Annotated in this window: 9 protein-coding genes; 7 read left to right on the top strand and 2 right to left on the bottom strand. The window is 69.0% G+C overall.

What is annotated here, in order from left to right; all coding sequences use genetic code 11:
• Positions 1 to 20: 20 nt before the first annotated feature.
• The 4 genes from KK131_RS04845 to KK131_RS04830 all read left to right on the top strand — a co-directional run bounded on the left by KK131_RS04845 (position 21) and on the right by KK131_RS04830 (position 10359).
• Entirely contained in the window at positions 21 to 2051 is a 2031-nt protein-coding gene (locus KK131_RS04845) for a methyl-accepting chemotaxis protein (protein ID WP_214555564.1), read from the top strand.
• Between the two features lie 103 nt (positions 2052 to 2154).
• Positions 2155 to 8145 carry an Hpt domain-containing protein gene (locus KK131_RS04840; protein ID WP_214555563.1) on the top strand — a complete coding sequence of 1997 codons (5991 nt, stop codon included), beginning with the start codon at positions 2155 to 2157 and terminating at the stop codon, positions 8143 to 8145.
• Positions 8138 to 9853, top strand: coding sequence for a chemotaxis protein CheB (locus KK131_RS04835; protein ID WP_214555562.1), 1716 nt, complete (start codon positions 8138 to 8140; stop codon positions 9851 to 9853). Before KK131_RS04840 ends, KK131_RS04835 begins: the two co-directional genes overlap by 8 nt.
• Positions 9850 to 10359 (top strand): chemotaxis protein CheW, encoded by a 510-nt coding sequence (locus tag KK131_RS04830; RefSeq protein ID WP_214555561.1) that lies wholly within the window; start codon positions 9850 to 9852, stop codon positions 10357 to 10359. Before KK131_RS04835 ends, KK131_RS04830 begins: the two co-directional genes overlap by 4 nt.
• Positions 10360 to 10380: 21 nt before the next feature.
• Here KK131_RS04830 and KK131_RS04825 read toward each other — a convergent pair whose 3' ends face one another.
• Positions 10381 to 11115, bottom strand: a complete 735-nt coding sequence (locus KK131_RS04825) for a 16S rRNA (uracil(1498)-N(3))-methyltransferase (RefSeq protein ID WP_214555560.1) — start codon at positions 11113 to 11115, stop codon at positions 10381 to 10383.
• Between the two features lie 176 nt (positions 11116 to 11291).
• Here KK131_RS04825 and KK131_RS04820 point away from each other — a divergent pair, with 176 nt between their 5' ends.
• Complete coding sequence (locus tag KK131_RS04820) at positions 11292 to 11597, top strand: hypothetical protein (protein ID WP_214555559.1); 306 nt, start codon at positions 11292 to 11294, stop codon at positions 11595 to 11597.
• Between the two features lie 12 nt (positions 11598 to 11609).
• Here the strand turns inward: KK131_RS04820 and KK131_RS04815 are convergent, their stop codons facing one another.
• Positions 11610 to 12974 (bottom strand): adenosylmethionine--8-amino-7-oxononanoate transaminase, encoded by a 1365-nt coding sequence (locus tag KK131_RS04815; RefSeq protein WP_214555558.1) that lies wholly within the window; start codon positions 12972 to 12974, stop codon positions 11610 to 11612.
• A 67-nt stretch (positions 12975 to 13041) separates the two neighbouring features.
• Between KK131_RS04815 and KK131_RS04810 the strand changes: the two genes are divergently transcribed.
• A complete protein-coding gene (locus tag KK131_RS04810; RefSeq protein WP_214555557.1) occupies positions 13042 to 13827 on the top strand; it encodes a type II secretion system protein N in 786 nt (261 codons plus the stop codon).
• 15 nt (positions 13828 to 13842) lie between these two features.
• Positions 13843 to 14619 carry an inositol monophosphatase family protein gene (locus KK131_RS04805; protein WP_214555556.1) on the top strand — a complete coding sequence of 259 codons (777 nt, stop codon included), beginning with the start codon at positions 13843 to 13845 and terminating at the stop codon, positions 14617 to 14619.
• The last annotated feature ends 12 nt before the right edge of the window (positions 14620 to 14631 follow it).

Raw genomic sequence — 14631 nt, 5'->3', positions numbered from 1 at the left:
GTTAGACGGATGAGGTGAACATGAGCACTACAGGGGGCGTCAGCAGGGAACGCGGTTACACCGCACTTATTGTCCTGCTGCTGATTGCGATCGGCTTCGCGGCGCTGGACTTCTTCCTGCTCAACCAGAAGAACGGCGAGGATCGCCAGGCGATCGCGCTGACCACGCAGATCCAGGTGCTGTCACAGCAGACGGCGAAATTCGCGCTGGAATCGGCGGACGGCAACACCGACTCCTTCAAGGAACTCGAATCCACCCGCAACGCGATCGATTCGGCCGTGCAGCGACTGGACAAGGGCGACCCCAAGAGCGGCATGCAGCCCTATGCGGACAACAACGCCACGCCTGCCGGTCGCGCCGTAAGCGCGCTCGACGCCTCCTGGAAGCAGCTCGACGCGGACATCGGCAAGATCCTGTCCAACAAGGCGGTGGTGCTCGATTCCGGGCAGCGCGCGGGTACCCTTTCGCAGCAGATGCCGTTGCTCAACTCGAGCATGGAGCAGGTGGTCAACATCCTGCAGCAGCGCAACGGCAGTTCCGAACAGATGCTGGGCACCTCCCGCCAGATGCTGTCCGCTGACCGCATCATCCGCCGCGTGCAGGAAGTGCTGCAGGGCGGCGACAGCGCCCAGTCGGCAGCCGACGGCCTGTCCCGCGACGCGCAGCTGTACGGCAACGTGCTGAAGGGCCTGATCGAGGGCAACCCCGACAGCGGCGTGAAACCGATCAACGACGCGAATGCGCGCAAGATCCTCACCGAGATGGACGCCAGCTGGGCCCAGCTGGCCGACCCGGTGGCCAAGCTGGTCGCCGCCGCCGGCAACATCGCCGACGTGAAGCGCGCGGGCAACCAGGCCTCGCTGGATTCGCAGACCGTGCTGCTGCGCGCGAACGACCTGTCCGAACAGATCGGCAAGCTGCCGCTGCGCCGGCTGTTCCCGAACGTGTGGTGGGGCCTGCTCGGCGCGATCGCGGCGGTGGCGTTCGCGTTGCTGCTGGTCATCACCCTGGTGCGCGACCAGCGCCGCCGGTTCGCCCAGAGTACCGAGCTGAACCAGCGCAACCAGGAGGCGATCATGCGCCTGCTGGACGAGATGGGCTCGCTGGCGGAAGGCGACCTGACCGTGAAGACCACGGTGTCGGAGGACATCACCGGCGCGATCGCCGACTCGGTGAACTACGCCATCGACGAGCTGCGTTCACTGGTGACGACCATCAACGAGACCTCCGAGCAGGTGTCGTCCTCGGCGCAGGAAAGCCAGACCACCGCCCGCCACCTGGCCAACGCGGCCGAGCAGCAGGCGCGGCAGATCAGCACCGCGACCTCGGCGATCAACCAGATCGCCAGCTCGATGGATGACGTGTCGAAGAATTCCGCCGAGTCGGCCGACGTGGCCGAACGCTCGGTGAAGATCGCCTCGCACGGCGCCGAGGTGGTGCGCGAGACGATCTCCGGCATGGACTCGATCCGCGACCAGATCCAGGAGACCTCCAAGCGCATCAAGCGCCTGGGCGAATCCTCGCAGGAGATCGGCTCGATCGTGGAACTGATCAACGACATCGCCGAGCAGACCAACATCCTGGCGTTGAACGCGGCGATCCAGGCCGCTTCGGCCGGCGAGGCGGGTCGAGGCTTCGCGGTGGTGGCGGACGAAGTGCAGCGACTGGCGGAACGCTCGACCAGCGCAACCAAGCGCATCGAGACGCTGGTGCAGACGATTCAGTCCGATACCAACGAAGCGGTGAACTCGATGGAGCAGACCACCGCCGAGGTGGTCGCCGGTGCGCGCCTGGCGGAGGACGCCGGCAGCGCGCTGGGCGACATCGAGCGCGTGTCGCACGATCTGTCCGCGCTGATTCAGAACATCTCCACGGCGGCGCGCGAGCAGTCCGCGGCGGCAACCGATATTTCGGTGTCAATGAACGCAATTCAGGAAATCACCTCGCAGACCTCGCAGGGCGCAAGCCAGACGGCCGACTCCATCGGTACGCTGGCGCAACTGGCGAGCGACCTGCGGCGATCGGTGGCGCACTTCAAGCTGCCGGGTTGACATCGGCCGTGGCGGTTTTCGGTTCGATTGAGAAAAGCACAAGACAGGGGGCAGTCTCGCTGGTTGCAGGATGCTTGCGTTGTGCAACCGTTGAGAGAGGCGCATGAGACTTCAAGACCACATCGATTTCACCACGCTGCAGTGGGTCAAGCCGGAGCTCGACGACACCTTGTCGATCGCCCGCGAGGCACTGGAGTCGTACGTCGACAATCCGGGCAAGCGCGACTACATGCGTACCTGCGCGGATCACCTGCATCAGGTGCAAGGCACCTTGCAGATGGTCGAGCTGTACGGTGCGGCGATGGTGACGGCGGAGATGGAGGCGCTCGCCATCGCCCTGCTCGAGGATCGCGTCACCTATCGCGAGGAAGCCTACGCCGCGCTGATGCGCGGCCTGATGCAGCTGCCCGACTACCTGGAGCGGCTGTCCAGCGGCCACCGCGACGTGCCGGTGGTGCTGCTGCCGCTGCTCAACGACCTGCGTGCGAGCCGCGAGCTGGAACCGTTGCCCGAGTCGGCGATGTTCCACCCCAACCTCGACGCGTTCCTGCCGGAGCAGGCGCCCGCGGCGATGAGCGAGGCGTATGCCGAAGCGCACCGCGGCGAGCTGGTGGACCTGCGGCTGCGCTTCCAGCAGCAGCTGCTCGGCTGGTTCCGCGGGCAGAATGCCGCGCAGCAGCTGGTCAACATGCGCAAGACCCTGCTGGCGATCACCGCGCGCTGCCATCACGTGCATGGCCGGCGCCTGTGGTGGATCGCCGCCGGCGTGCTGGAAGGCCTGGAACAAGGTTCCCTCAAGGGTTATGCCGGCGAAGTGCGCCAGCTGATCGGCAAGGTCGACCGCAACATCCGCCTGCTGATCGAGCAGGGCGAAGACAGCCTGCGCGGCGGCGATGCGGACGACGTGGCCTGCAAGCTGCTCTACATCGTGGCCCAGGCCAAGCAGCGCAGCCCGCAGATGGAGCTGTTGCGCAGTACCTACGCGCTGGACGGCCTGCTGCCCGATGCCGGCGAACTGGAGCACGCCCGCGGCTCGATGGCCGGGCACAACCGCGCGCTGCTCGATTCGGTGTCGCGCGCGCTGAAGGACGACCTGCTGCGCGTCAAGGAGGCGCTGGACCTGTTCCTGCGCCAGCAGAACGGCGACCCGGCGCAGCTGGCCGCGCAGGGCGAAGTGCTCGAGCGCGTCGGCGACACGCTGGGCATGCTGGCGCTGGCGGTGCCGCGCCGGGTCGTTACCGAGCAGCGGCGCGTACTCGACGAGATCGCCAACCGCATGCGCGCGGCCGACGAGGAGACCCTGCTCGACGTGGCCGGTGCCCTGCTGTACGTCGAGGCATCGCTGGACGACCACATCGAGAGCCTGGGTTCCGAGGACGAGGCGGGCACCGGCGAAACGATGCACGCCCTTCCGCGCAGCGAGGCGCTGGGCGTCGTCACCACGCTGATGCAGGAAGCGATTGCCAATACAGGCAAGGTCAAGGACGCGATCGTGGCGTTCGTCGAATCCGGCTGGGAGCACGACCGGCTGGGCGGTGCGCCGGTCCTGATGGACGAGGTCGCCGGCGCGATGCGCATGCTGTCGTCGCCGCGCCCGGCCGAATTGGCCCAGGGCGTGGGCCGCTTCATCGGCTACGAATTGCTGGAAGACCGGCGCGTGCCGAGCGGTGCGCAGATGGATCAGCTGGCCGATGCGCTGGCGGCGCTGGAGTATTACCTGGAGGCCGCGCGCGAGCATCGCGGTGGCCTGGAACACATTCTCGACGTGGCCGAGCACAGCCTCGGCCTGCTCGGCTACTGGCCCGTGCCGTCGGCGCGCGCGGCGTCCATGGCAGCCTTCGCGCCGGAAGCGGCGGCGCCTGCCGGGTACGCCGGCGGGGACGAGGAGCATCCGGAGCTGTCCGAGTCCGTCAGCCTGTTGTCGGGCGACGACCTGGGCCACCTCTTCATCGGCGACAGCCAGACGCCTGCCGCTCCCATGCATGACCTGGACGGGCTGCGCCTGGCGCAGACCGAAGCGACCGCACCGGCCGCACTGGATCGCGCCGGGCCCGACGAGCCGGGCGACGACTGGATCGAAGTCGAGGAAGAAGTGGTCGAGCAGGTGCCGGTGCGCGACGCGCTGGCGGCGAATACCAGTTTCAACATCAACGCCGAAGGCATCGACGACGATATCCGCGAAATCTTCCTGGAGGAGATGCAGGAGGAGATCGACAACCTGCGCAGCGCCGAAAAGGTCTGGCTGGCCGATCCCGCGCAGACTTCGTCGCTGGTCGGCATTCGCCGGTCGTTCCACACGCTGAAGGGGTCGGGCCGGCTGGTCGGCGCCGGCGTGCTCGGCGAGTTCGCGTGGAAAGTGGAGGACATGCTCAACCGCGTGCTGGACAACACCATCGAGCCGGGCACCAACGTGCAGGCGCTGGTGCGGCACGCGATCGATGCCTTGCCGCCGCTGCTGGCCGCACTCAAGGGCGAAGGTGCGCCGAACGTGCCGCTCGGCGCGATCATGCACACCGCCGAGCAGCTCGCCGCCGGCAACCAGGCGCGCCTGGAAGACCATGCGCCGCAGGCCATGGAAACCGTGCGCCGCATCGTGCGCCGGCGCGTGCCGCGTGCCGACGTGGCGGCAGAAGCGGCCGAAGCCGTGCCCACCGCGAGCCTGACGGATGCGGGTGCCGTATCCGCCATGCCGGAGCCGGCTGAACCCGCGCAAGCCATGGCGATGCCGGTGATGCCGCCGGTGGATCCGGTGCTGCTGGAGATCCTGCGCAGCGAAGTGGCGCAGTACCTGCAGACCATCCGCGCCGCGGTCCAGCGTTGCGACGACGAATTGACGATCGGCGAAGAACTGCTGCGGGCCGTGCATACACTGCATGGTGCGATCGCGATGGTCGACATCCCGTTGCTGACGCAACTGCTGTCGCCGCTGGAAGGCCTGTTCAAGCGCCTGCGCGCCGCCAACCTGCCGCTGTCGTCCGACGGCGTGCGCCTGCTGAGCCAGTCGGTCGACGTGGTCGATCACGTGATGGGCCAGTTCGACGTGGCCGAGCCGCAGCTGCCGAACGTCGATGCGCTCACCGCGCAGATCACCAGCATGCGCGACTACTACCCCGAATCGAAGGTGGCGCACGTCGTGTTCGAACCGCAGGCCGACGAAGTCGAGCCGGCGGAGGCCGTCACCCCGGCAGATCATGCCGAGGCCGATCAGGCGATCATGGCCGCCTCGCTGGAGGCCGGCATGTCCGAGGCCATGGCGGCGCAGGCCGAGGCGGCAGCCACCGGGGCTTCGGCCGATGCCGGCGAAGCACAGGAAATCCACCCCGACGAAGCACGCCATGCCGAGCTGACTGCCGAATTGGTGGCGGCGCTGGATGCCTTCGAACCCGAGCAGGCGGCTGCCGAACTGGCAGCCGCCGAAAAGCTGGCGGCCGAGCAGGCCGCGGCGGCGCAAGCCGCGGCGGAAAAGCTGGCAGCCGAGCAGGCAGCCACAGAGAAATTGGCCGCGGAACAGGCAGCAGAACAGGCTGCCGCCGAGCGGGCAGCCGCCGAAAAGCTGGCGGCCGAGCAAGCAGCGGCCGAACGAGCCCAGGCGGAAAAACTGGCGGCGGAAAAGATCGCCGCCGAAAAGCTGGCCGAGGAACGGGTTGCCGCCGAGCGGGCAGCCGCCAGCCGTGCCGCGGAAGAGGTGACTGACGCCGCGGCGCAGGAGCCTGCCTATGCCTTGGCCGGGTCCGGCCAGATCGATGCCGATCTGCTGGAAGTCTTCATCGACGAGGCGCGCGAGATCCTCGACCACGCCGATGGCGTGCTGGCGCAGTGGCATGCCGAGCCGGCCGAGCTGGCGCACGTGCCGGAACTGCAGCGCGACCTGCATACGCTCAAGGGCGGCGCGCGCATCGCTGGCCTGGTGCCGGTGGGCGATCTCAGCCACGCGATCGAGACGCTGCTCGAGAAGCCGATCCGCGATACCTCGAAGACCGGGCCGCTGATCGCCGCCATGGAGGCGAGCTTCGACCAGTTGCACGCCCTGGTCCAGCAGGTGGCGCAAGGCCAGGCCACCGATTACCCGCAGGCCATGATCGACCACCTGTTGGCGCTGGCCGGCGAAACGGCGCTGGCCGACGACGTGGCGCCGGCGCCCATGCCGGTTCCGGCGGCGCCATTGCCGGCGGTTTCCGTGGCGGGCGATCTCGACCTGCCCGAACTGATGCCGGAGGCAGAGGAGGAAGTCCGCTCCTCGCAGGAACAGATCCGCGTTCGCGCCGACCTGCTCGACAGCCTGGTCAATCATGCCGGCGAAGTGGCGATCTACCGTTCGCGACTGGAGCAGCAGGTCGCGGGCTACCGCTTCAACCTGGTCGAGCTGGAACAGACCGTCGCGCGCTTGCGCAGCCAGCTGCGCATGCTGGAAATCGAGACCGAGGCGCAGATCATCGCGCGCTTCCAGCGCGAGCATCGCGAAGCGGGCCTGACCGCGTTCGATCCGCTCGAGCTCGATCGCTATTCGCAGCTGCAGCAGTACTCGCGTGCGCTGGCCGAGTCGGTATCCGACCTTGTGTCGATCCAGAACATGCTGGACGAGCTGACCCGCCAGGCCGAGACCCTGCTGATCCAGCAGTCGCGAGTCAGTACCGAACTGCAGGACGGTCTGCTGCGCACGCGCATGCTGCCGTTCGACACGATGGTGCCGAACCTGCGCCGCACGTTGCGCCAGGCCGCCCAGGAGCAGGGCAAGAACGCCCAGCTTCACGTGGACGGCGCCCACGGCGAAATGGACCGCAACCTGCTCGATCGCATCAAGGCGCCGTTCGAGCACATGCTGCGCAACGCGATCGCGCACGGCATCGAGACCCCGGCCGAACGCCGCAAGGCCGGCAAGCCGGCCGAGGGCGCGGTGCACATCACGGTGGCGCGCGAGGCCACCGAGGTGGTGGTGCGGGTCAGCGACGACGGCCGCGGCCTGAATCGCGAGGCGATCCGCAAGCGCGGCATCGAACGCGGGCTGCTGCGAGCCGAGACCCGGCCCACCGACAACCAGTTGCTCTCGCTGATCACCCAGACCGGCTTTTCCACCGCCAGCCAGGTCACCCAGCTGGCCGGTCGCGGCGTCGGCATGGACGTGGTGGCGAACGAGATCAAGCAGCTCGGCGGTTCGCTGTCGATCGAGTCGGAAGAGGGCAAGGGCACCACCTTCGTGCTGCGCCTGCCGTTCACCCTTGCGGTGACCCAGGCGATCCTGGTGCGCATCGGCGAGGCCACGTTCGCGATCCCGATGACCTCGGTGCAGGGCGTGGCAAGGGTCAATCCGGACGACCTGGCCGAGCTGATGGCCGAGGACGAGCCGTCGTTCCAGTACGGCAACGAGGCCTACGGCATCCATGACCTGGCCGAATTGCTGGGCCTGCCGCCGGGCCTGCCGACCGAGGAAGAACAGCAGCCGCTGCTGCTGACCCGCGCGGGCGACCTGCGCGCGGCGATCCGCATCGACGCGGTGCTCGGCTCGCGCGAGATCGTGGTGAAGTCGGTCGGCCCGCAGATCAGCTCGGTGCCGGGCCTGCTCGGCGCGACCATCATGGGCGACGGCTCGGTGCTGATCATTCTGGATCTGGCGCCGCTGGTGCGCCACGGCATCATCCGCCGCGAGCAGCGCCTGGCCGAAGGCCTCAGCGCGGTCCAGGCGCCAGTGGTCGAGGAAGTGCAGGTGCGGCCGCTGGTGATGGTGGTGGACGACTCGATCACCATGCGCAAGGTCACCAGTCGCGTGCTGGAGCGTCACGAGTACGAAGTCAGCACGGCGAAGGACGGCGTCGATGCGCTGGAGAAACTGCACGAGCGCGTACCCGACCTGATGCTGCTGGACATCGAGATGCCGCGCATGGACGGCTACGAGCTGGCCACCCACATGAAGGCGGATCCGCGACTGCGCGACGTGCCGATCATCATGATCACCTCGCGCAGCGGCGACAAACACCGCCAGCGCGCGTTCGACATCGGAGTGGACCGCTACCTCGGCAAGCCGTACCAGGAGGCCGAGTTGCTGGTGCAGATCGGGGAGGTGCTGGAGCAGCGTGCGGTGGAGCCGGTTCATGATTGACACGGTTCCTGCGGTTGCCCTGCTGTTTGACGACACCGAACTGGGCGGCCAGCTGCGCGAGGCGCTGCGCGAACGCGGCGCGCGGATCGTGCACGAAGGCGGGGTGGCCAGCCTCAGCCGCGAATTGCTGCAGCGGGTGGGCGCCGACGTGCTGGTGGTCAACCTGGACGACAGCGCCGACGACGCGCTCGATCGCCTCTACGAGGTGATCGACGACGACCGTCCGCGCGTGGTCTTCAACGACGCGCAGGCCAGCCGTGCGCTGGTCGGCTGGGATCGCGCCCGCTGGGCGCGCCATCTGGCGGTCAAGGTGATGGCGGAGGGTGATATCGACCCGCCGCGGCCAGGCGGTGCCCCCGGCGTCGAAGCGCCGGCAGCCGCACCGGCGGAAGCGGCGGCGCTCGGGGCCGCCCCGGTCGCGCAGCCGATGAGTACCGAGGCAGTGGCGGAACCGATGGCCGAAACGGCGGCCGGGCCAGTCGTGGATTCCGGACTGGAACCCGATTTCCTGGTGCACGACGACCTCGACGGCCAGCGCGGGCAGATTGCGGCGGCGGAATCGGAGAGCCTGGCGGCAGAACTGGAAGCTTTGCTGGCTTCCGGCGACATGCCGGCGGATGACGACGCGGAATCCGGCCCGGGCCTGCGCTTTGTCGACGACGAGGAATTGCCGCCCCTGCACGATGGAAACTTCGGGGCGCCGGCGGTGGATGCGGCTGCTGCGGCGCCGGTCGAAGCCGCCCCCGTGGCGGCGCCGGCCCCTGTGACGCCACCGACGTTCCAGGTGGATCACCTGCAATTGTCGTCGCTGGCAGACGCCCCGGTTGCCGCGGTACCGGCTTCAGCGGCGCAGCCGGCGATGACCGACAGCGCGCCGCGCGTGCGTGCGCCCGAAGGCTGGGCGCTGGTGGACGACGATGCTGCGCAGGCCGCCCCGGAAGCTCCTGAAAGGTTTGATGCCGCGGTGTTCGGGGTCGAGAAGCTGAGCGCTGCCGATTTCCTCGCGCCCGACGTCGAAGCAGTCGCCGCCGATCTCGAACCGAGGATGAGCCTCGAACTGGTGTCGATGGAGGAGGCGATCGCGCCGCAGGCATACGTGCACGAACACGAACACGAACACGCGATGGTGCTCGACGAACTTGGCAGCGCGTTGAGCCGGGTCGTCCTGCTGGGCGCGGCGATCGACGGCATCGACGCGGTATGCACGTTCCTGGCGGCGCTGCCCGCATCGACGCGGTTGACCTTCCTGCTCACCCAGCACTTGGGCGGGCAGTCGGATGCCTCGCTGGTGGCGGAATTTGCCGCGAACTGCGCGTTGCCGGTGCGGCTGGCCAAGGGTGGCCGAGCCAAGCCCGGCGAGGTGCTGCTGGTGCCGGCCGGGCAGCAGGTGCGGTTGCGTCGTGACGGCAGCATCGACCTGCAGGCGAACGACGCCGAGGCGGCGCCGGAGCCGTCGATCGACGCCAGCCTGACCATGGCGGCCAATGCGTTCGGCCGCGATGCGCTGGCGATCGTGTTCGCCGGGCGCGGCAACGATGCCGTGGCCGGTGCGCAGGCGATCCACGATCGTGGTGGCCAGGTCTGGGTAGAGTCGTCGTCCGGGGAGCATTTTGCCGACATGGTCAGCGGAATCTTCGCCGAGCGACTGGTCAGTTTTTCCGGTACGCCGCCCGAACTGGCGGCGCACCTGCTTGAGGTGTTTCCATGAGTGATCCACTGCCGCGTGAAATCCGCTGCGTCCTGGTGCCGGTGGGCAACCTGCGCCTGCTGCTGCCCAACGCCACCATCGCCGAGGTGATCACCCAGAGCACGCCCGAGCCGGTGGCTGGCGCGCCCGCCTGGCTGCTTGGCCGGATCGCCTGGCGCGGCTGGCGCGTGCCGCTGGTGTCGTTCACCGAACTGGCCGGCACCGAGGAGGGCGATGCCGAGCTGAGCGTGCGCGTGGCCGTGCTGAAAGCGCTCGGCGGCAATCCGAAACTGCCGTTCATCGCCGTGCTGACCCAGGGCTTCCCGCGCCTGACCACGCTGAACGCGGAGCTGATCATTCCCACCCACGACGGCAAGCCGCTGCCGCCGGGTGTGCGCGCGCACGTGCTGGTGCGCGACGACGTGGCGATGATCCCCGACCTGGAATGGATCGAGGCCACCTTGCTGAACCTGCTCGACACCGCCGAGCCGGCCGAGTCCATGGAGTCGTCCGACGCGGACGACTGAAGCCAGCCGGCAGGCGCCGGACTAGCCGTCGCCGTGCAAGGCCTGCAACGCCGCCAGCGCGGCCAGCCCCGCGGTTTCCGTGCGCAGGATGCGCGGCCCCAGCCGCAGGCCGTCGAAACCGGCCGCCGTCAACGCACCGATATCGCGTTCGCCCAGCCCGCCCTCCGGCCCCACCACCAGCAGGCCGCCGGCTGCCGTGAATCGCAGCTCGCGGGACGAACGGCTGGCCTCCGGCAACAGCGCCAGGCGCAGCGCGCCGTCATCGGCAAGGGTGTCCAGCCACGCAGCCAGCGGCAATGCCGGGACGATCTCGGGCAGGCGCGCTCGGCCGCTCTGCTCGCAGGCACTGGCCACCACCGCGCGCCAGTGCGCCAGCCGCTTTTCCGCGCGGGCGGCATCCAGCTTCACCTCCGAGCGCTCGGTCAGCAGCGGCACGATGCGCGCCACGCCCAGCTCGGTCGCCTTCTGCACGATCAAGTCCATTTTCTCGCCGCGGGCCACGCCCTGGGCCAGGGTCAGCGGCAGCGGCGACTCGTTCCGCAAAGCCTGCTTCGACTCGACTCGCACGGTTACCTCACGCTTGCCCACCGCGAGGATGACCGCGGCATAGTCGTGGCCGTCACCGTTGAACAGGGTGAGCGGGTCGCCGGGATTCATGCGCAGTACGCGCGCCACGTGTTCGGCGGCTTGCGCTGGCAGGTTCGGTTCGCCGGAGACGGCGAGCGGCTGGTCGACGTGGATACGGATCGTGCGCATCGGAACGGGCTGGGCGGGAACGGCCGCCCAGCATAGCGCGGCGCGCGCCTGCCATGTCCCGGCGGATGGCCGCGGGACGATGCGGCATCACGGCTTGCACCCGTTGGCGCGTCGTATCAGCATGGATGGCACTCCCCATGCGCGCTCGCCGCATCCCCCTGCGAGCTGGAGGCCACATGTCCAGGTTCGTTTTCGTTTCCGCCATGCTGCTGGCAGGCTGCGGCGCAAGCACCATGCTGCTGGCACAGGATTCGCCGACTTCGCCGCCGTCCGCCGGATCGTCCAGCCAGCGGCAGGTCGCGCGGCCGGACGACCGCAACTGCATCCGCGATACCGGCAGCCATATTCCGGTGAAGAAGGGACACTGCCTGCCGGTGAACGGGCGCAGCTACAGCCAGCAGGATCTGCAGCGCACGGGCGAACCCGAACTGGGCCGGGCACTGCAGAAACTCGACCCCCGCATCACCGTTCGCGGGCACTGAACGGCTCCGGATTCAGTCCGCGACGGCGCGCTCGACCCCGGCGATCGCGGTGTCGACCAGCAGATCGATGTCCGACGCGTCGACCACGTAGGGCGGCATGAAATACACCACGTTGCCGAGCGGGCGCAGCAGCACGCCGTGCTGCAGGCCGTGCAGGTAGACGCGCAGGCCGCGCCGTTCCTCCGCGGGATACGTTCGCCGGCCGGCCTTGTCGGCGACCAGCTCGATCGCCGCGATCATGCCGGTCTGGCGCACGTCGGCGACGTGCGGATGCGCGCGCAGCGGCTCCAGCCGGCGAGCCAGGTGGGCGGCCAGCTGGCGGTTGCGTTCCAGTACCGGCTCGTCGCGGAAGATCGCCAGCGTCTCCAGCGCCACGCGGCAGGCCAGCGGATTGCCGGTGTAGCTGTGCGAATGCAGGAACGCCTTGCCGGCACTGTACTCGGCGTAGAACGCCTGGTAGATCCGCTCGCTGGTGAGCACCGCCGACAGCGGCAGGAAGCCGCCGGTGAGGCCTTTCGACAGGCACATGAAATCGGGTGACACCATGGCCTGTTCGCAGGCGAACAGCGTGCCGGTGCGGCCGAAGCCCACCGCGATCTCGTCGGCGATGAAGTGCACCGCAAACTCGTCGCACAGCGCGCGCAGGCCGGTCAGGTAGCCGGGGTGATACATGCGCATGCCGCCGGCGCACTGCACCAGCGGCTCGACGATCACCGCGCAGGTCTCGTGTGCGTGGCGTTCCAGCAGCGTGCGCAGTTCGCCTAGACGGCGTTTGGCCGTCTGTTCCGGCGACTCGCCGGGCTCGCCTTCGTAGGCGTCCGGCGACGGCGCCAGGAACGGGGTCAGCAACAGCGGCGCGTAGGTCTTGCGATACAGCGCCACGTCGCTGACCGAGAGCGCGCCCAGCGTCTCGCCGTGATAGCTGCCGGTCAGCGCGATGAAGCGGGTCTTCTCGCCATGGCCCCGGTTGAGCCAGTAGTGGAAGCTCATCTTCAGCGCCACTTCGATCGCCGCCGAACCGTTGTCGGCGTAGAACACCCGATCCAGCCCGGGCGGGGTGATCCGCACCAGTTCCTCGGCCAGTTCGACCGCCGGTTCGTGGGTGAAGCCGGCGAAGATCACGTGTTCCAGCGTGCGCGCCTGCTCGGCCAGCGCGGCGGCGAGGCGCGGATTGGCGTGGCCGAACAGGTTGGTCCACCACGAACTGATGCCGTCCAGGTAGCGCCGGCCGTCGGCGTCGATCAGCCAGGCGCCTTCGCCGCGCACGATCGGCACCATCGGTACGCTCTCGTGGTCGTGCATCTGCGTGCAGGGATGCCAGACGCGTCGCAGGTCGCGCTCGGCGAGCGCGGCGTTGCCGCTTGCGGAGTTGTTCATCCGGCTATCATCGGCGTTGCGTGGCGGGCGCTCAAGTCCGCGCATGGACCATCCCGGGAATCGATGCTTGAAGCCACTGCGAAAATGCCTGATCGGCCTCGGAGCGCTGACGCTGGCCGCCGCCGTGCTGCTGTGGTTCCTGCTGGCGCGCTGGGCGGTGCCGTGGATCGAGCCGCAGCTGCACGGACTGCATCTGCAGCAGGTGCAGGGCACGCTGTGGCGTGGCCGGGCCGGCGAGGTCGTGGCCGCCGACGGGCAGGCGCTGGGGCAACTGCAGTGGCAGTTGTCGCGTCGGGCCCTGCTCGGGCAGGTGCGGTTGCAGTTGCAATTCGAAGGGCCTCAACTCGCGTTTTCCGGCGGGGTCCGGCGGCTGCCGGACGGCCAGGTCGAAGTGAGCGGCGCGAATGTGCGTGCAGAGCTATCGGCGTCGGTCCATGGCGCGGCGTCGCCCTGGGGGCAGCCACGCGGCGAGCTGCAGGTGACGATCGACCACGCCCTGCTGCAGGGCGGCTGGCCCATGCAACTGCAGGCGCAGGCGCAATGGCCGCAGGCGGTCATGCATACGCGCGACGGCGACGTGGCGCTGGGCACGCTGCAGGCACAGGCACGTGCGCAAGGTGGCGTGATCCGGGCGCAACTGCACGATGACGGGCACGGCCCGCTGCACGTCGACGGCAAACTGCAGCTGAGCCCGCTTGGCTGGCGACTGGACGCGACGCTGCGCGCCCGACAGACTGGCCCGGCATTGCGCCGCTGGCTGGCCAGGCTGGGTCCGCCGGCGGCTGACGGCAGCGTGCGCATCCAGCGCCGCGGCGGACTGGCCGGCAGCGCGCCGGCCCCATCCACGAACTGAAGGACGCGAGACAGTATGAACCCGGATATCGCCGCAACGGCCCTGGCGGCCGCCCGCGAGGCCGCCGCGGCCGCGGCCGAGGTGATCAGGCACTACTGGCGGCGCGGCGTCGAGGTGGAGCTGAAGTCCGACGCGACCCCGGTGACGATCGCCGACCGCGAGGCCGAGCAGGCGATCCGACGGATTCTCCAGATGGCGCTGCCGCAGGCGTCGATCTATGGCGAGGAGTTCGGTCTGGACGGCGAGCGCGGCGGCCTGCTGTGGCTGGTCGATCCGCTCGACGGCACCAAGAGCTTCGTGCGGCGCACGCCGTTCTTCTCCACCCAGATCGCGCTGATGGACGGCGACGAGCTGGTGCTGGGCGTGTCCAGCGCGCCGGTCTACGGCGAGACGATGTGGGCCAGTGCCGGCGATGGCGCGTGGCTCGACGGCGAGCGCGTGCGCGTGGCGGACACGGCGCAGATGGCGCAGGCCTCGATCTCGACCGGCAACGTCAGGACGCTCACCGGCGACGCCCGCTGGACCGCGCTGGGCGCGCTGATCCGCGACTCGAACCGCATCCGCGGCTACGGCGATTTCTGCCATTACCACCTGCTGGCGCGCGGCAGCCTGGACCTGGTGATCGAGTCGGACGTGAACATCCTCGACGTCGCCGCGCTGGCGGTGATCGTGCGTGAAGCCGGCGGCGTGTTCACCGACCTGGACGGCGCGCCGCCGACGCTGGATACGCGCAGCGTGCTGGCCGGCACGCCGGCGATCCACGCACAGGCACTGCAGCGCCTGCGGCGTTGATCGGCCCGAGCT

Origin of the sequence: Rhodanobacter sp. LX-99, assembly GCF_018599185.1 — a bacterium.
Lineage (GTDB): Bacteria > Pseudomonadota > Gammaproteobacteria > Xanthomonadales > Rhodanobacteraceae > Rhodanobacter.
Note: the sequence above shows the minus strand (reverse complement) of the source record. Positions and strands in the feature narration are given on the sequence as shown.

What these genes read in the sequence shown, in the direction of transcription:
- KK131_RS04845 (WP_214555564.1), top strand. Translation starts at nt 21, where the DNA reads ATGAGCACTACAGGGGGCGTCAGCAGGGAACGCGGTTACACCGCACTT.
- KK131_RS04840 (WP_214555563.1), top strand. Translation starts at nt 2,155, where the DNA reads ATGAGACTTCAAGACCACATCGATTTCACCACGCTGCAGTGGGTCAAG.
- KK131_RS04835 (WP_214555562.1), top strand. Translation starts at nt 8,138, where the DNA reads ATGATTGACACGGTTCCTGCGGTTGCCCTGCTGTTTGACGACACCGAA.
- KK131_RS04830 (WP_214555561.1), top strand. Translation starts at nt 9,850, where the DNA reads ATGAGTGATCCACTGCCGCGTGAAATCCGCTGCGTCCTGGTGCCGGTG.
- KK131_RS04825 (WP_214555560.1), bottom strand. Translation starts at nt 11,115, where the DNA reads ATGCGCACGATCCGTATCCACGTCGACCAGCCGCTCGCCGTCTCCGGC.
- KK131_RS04820 (WP_214555559.1), top strand. Translation starts at nt 11,292, where the DNA reads ATGTCCAGGTTCGTTTTCGTTTCCGCCATGCTGCTGGCAGGCTGCGGC.
- KK131_RS04815 (WP_214555558.1), bottom strand. Translation starts at nt 12,974, where the DNA reads ATGAACAACTCCGCAAGCGGCAACGCCGCGCTCGCCGAGCGCGACCTG.
- KK131_RS04805 (WP_214555556.1), top strand. Translation starts at nt 13,843, where the DNA reads ATGAACCCGGATATCGCCGCAACGGCCCTGGCGGCCGCCCGCGAGGCC.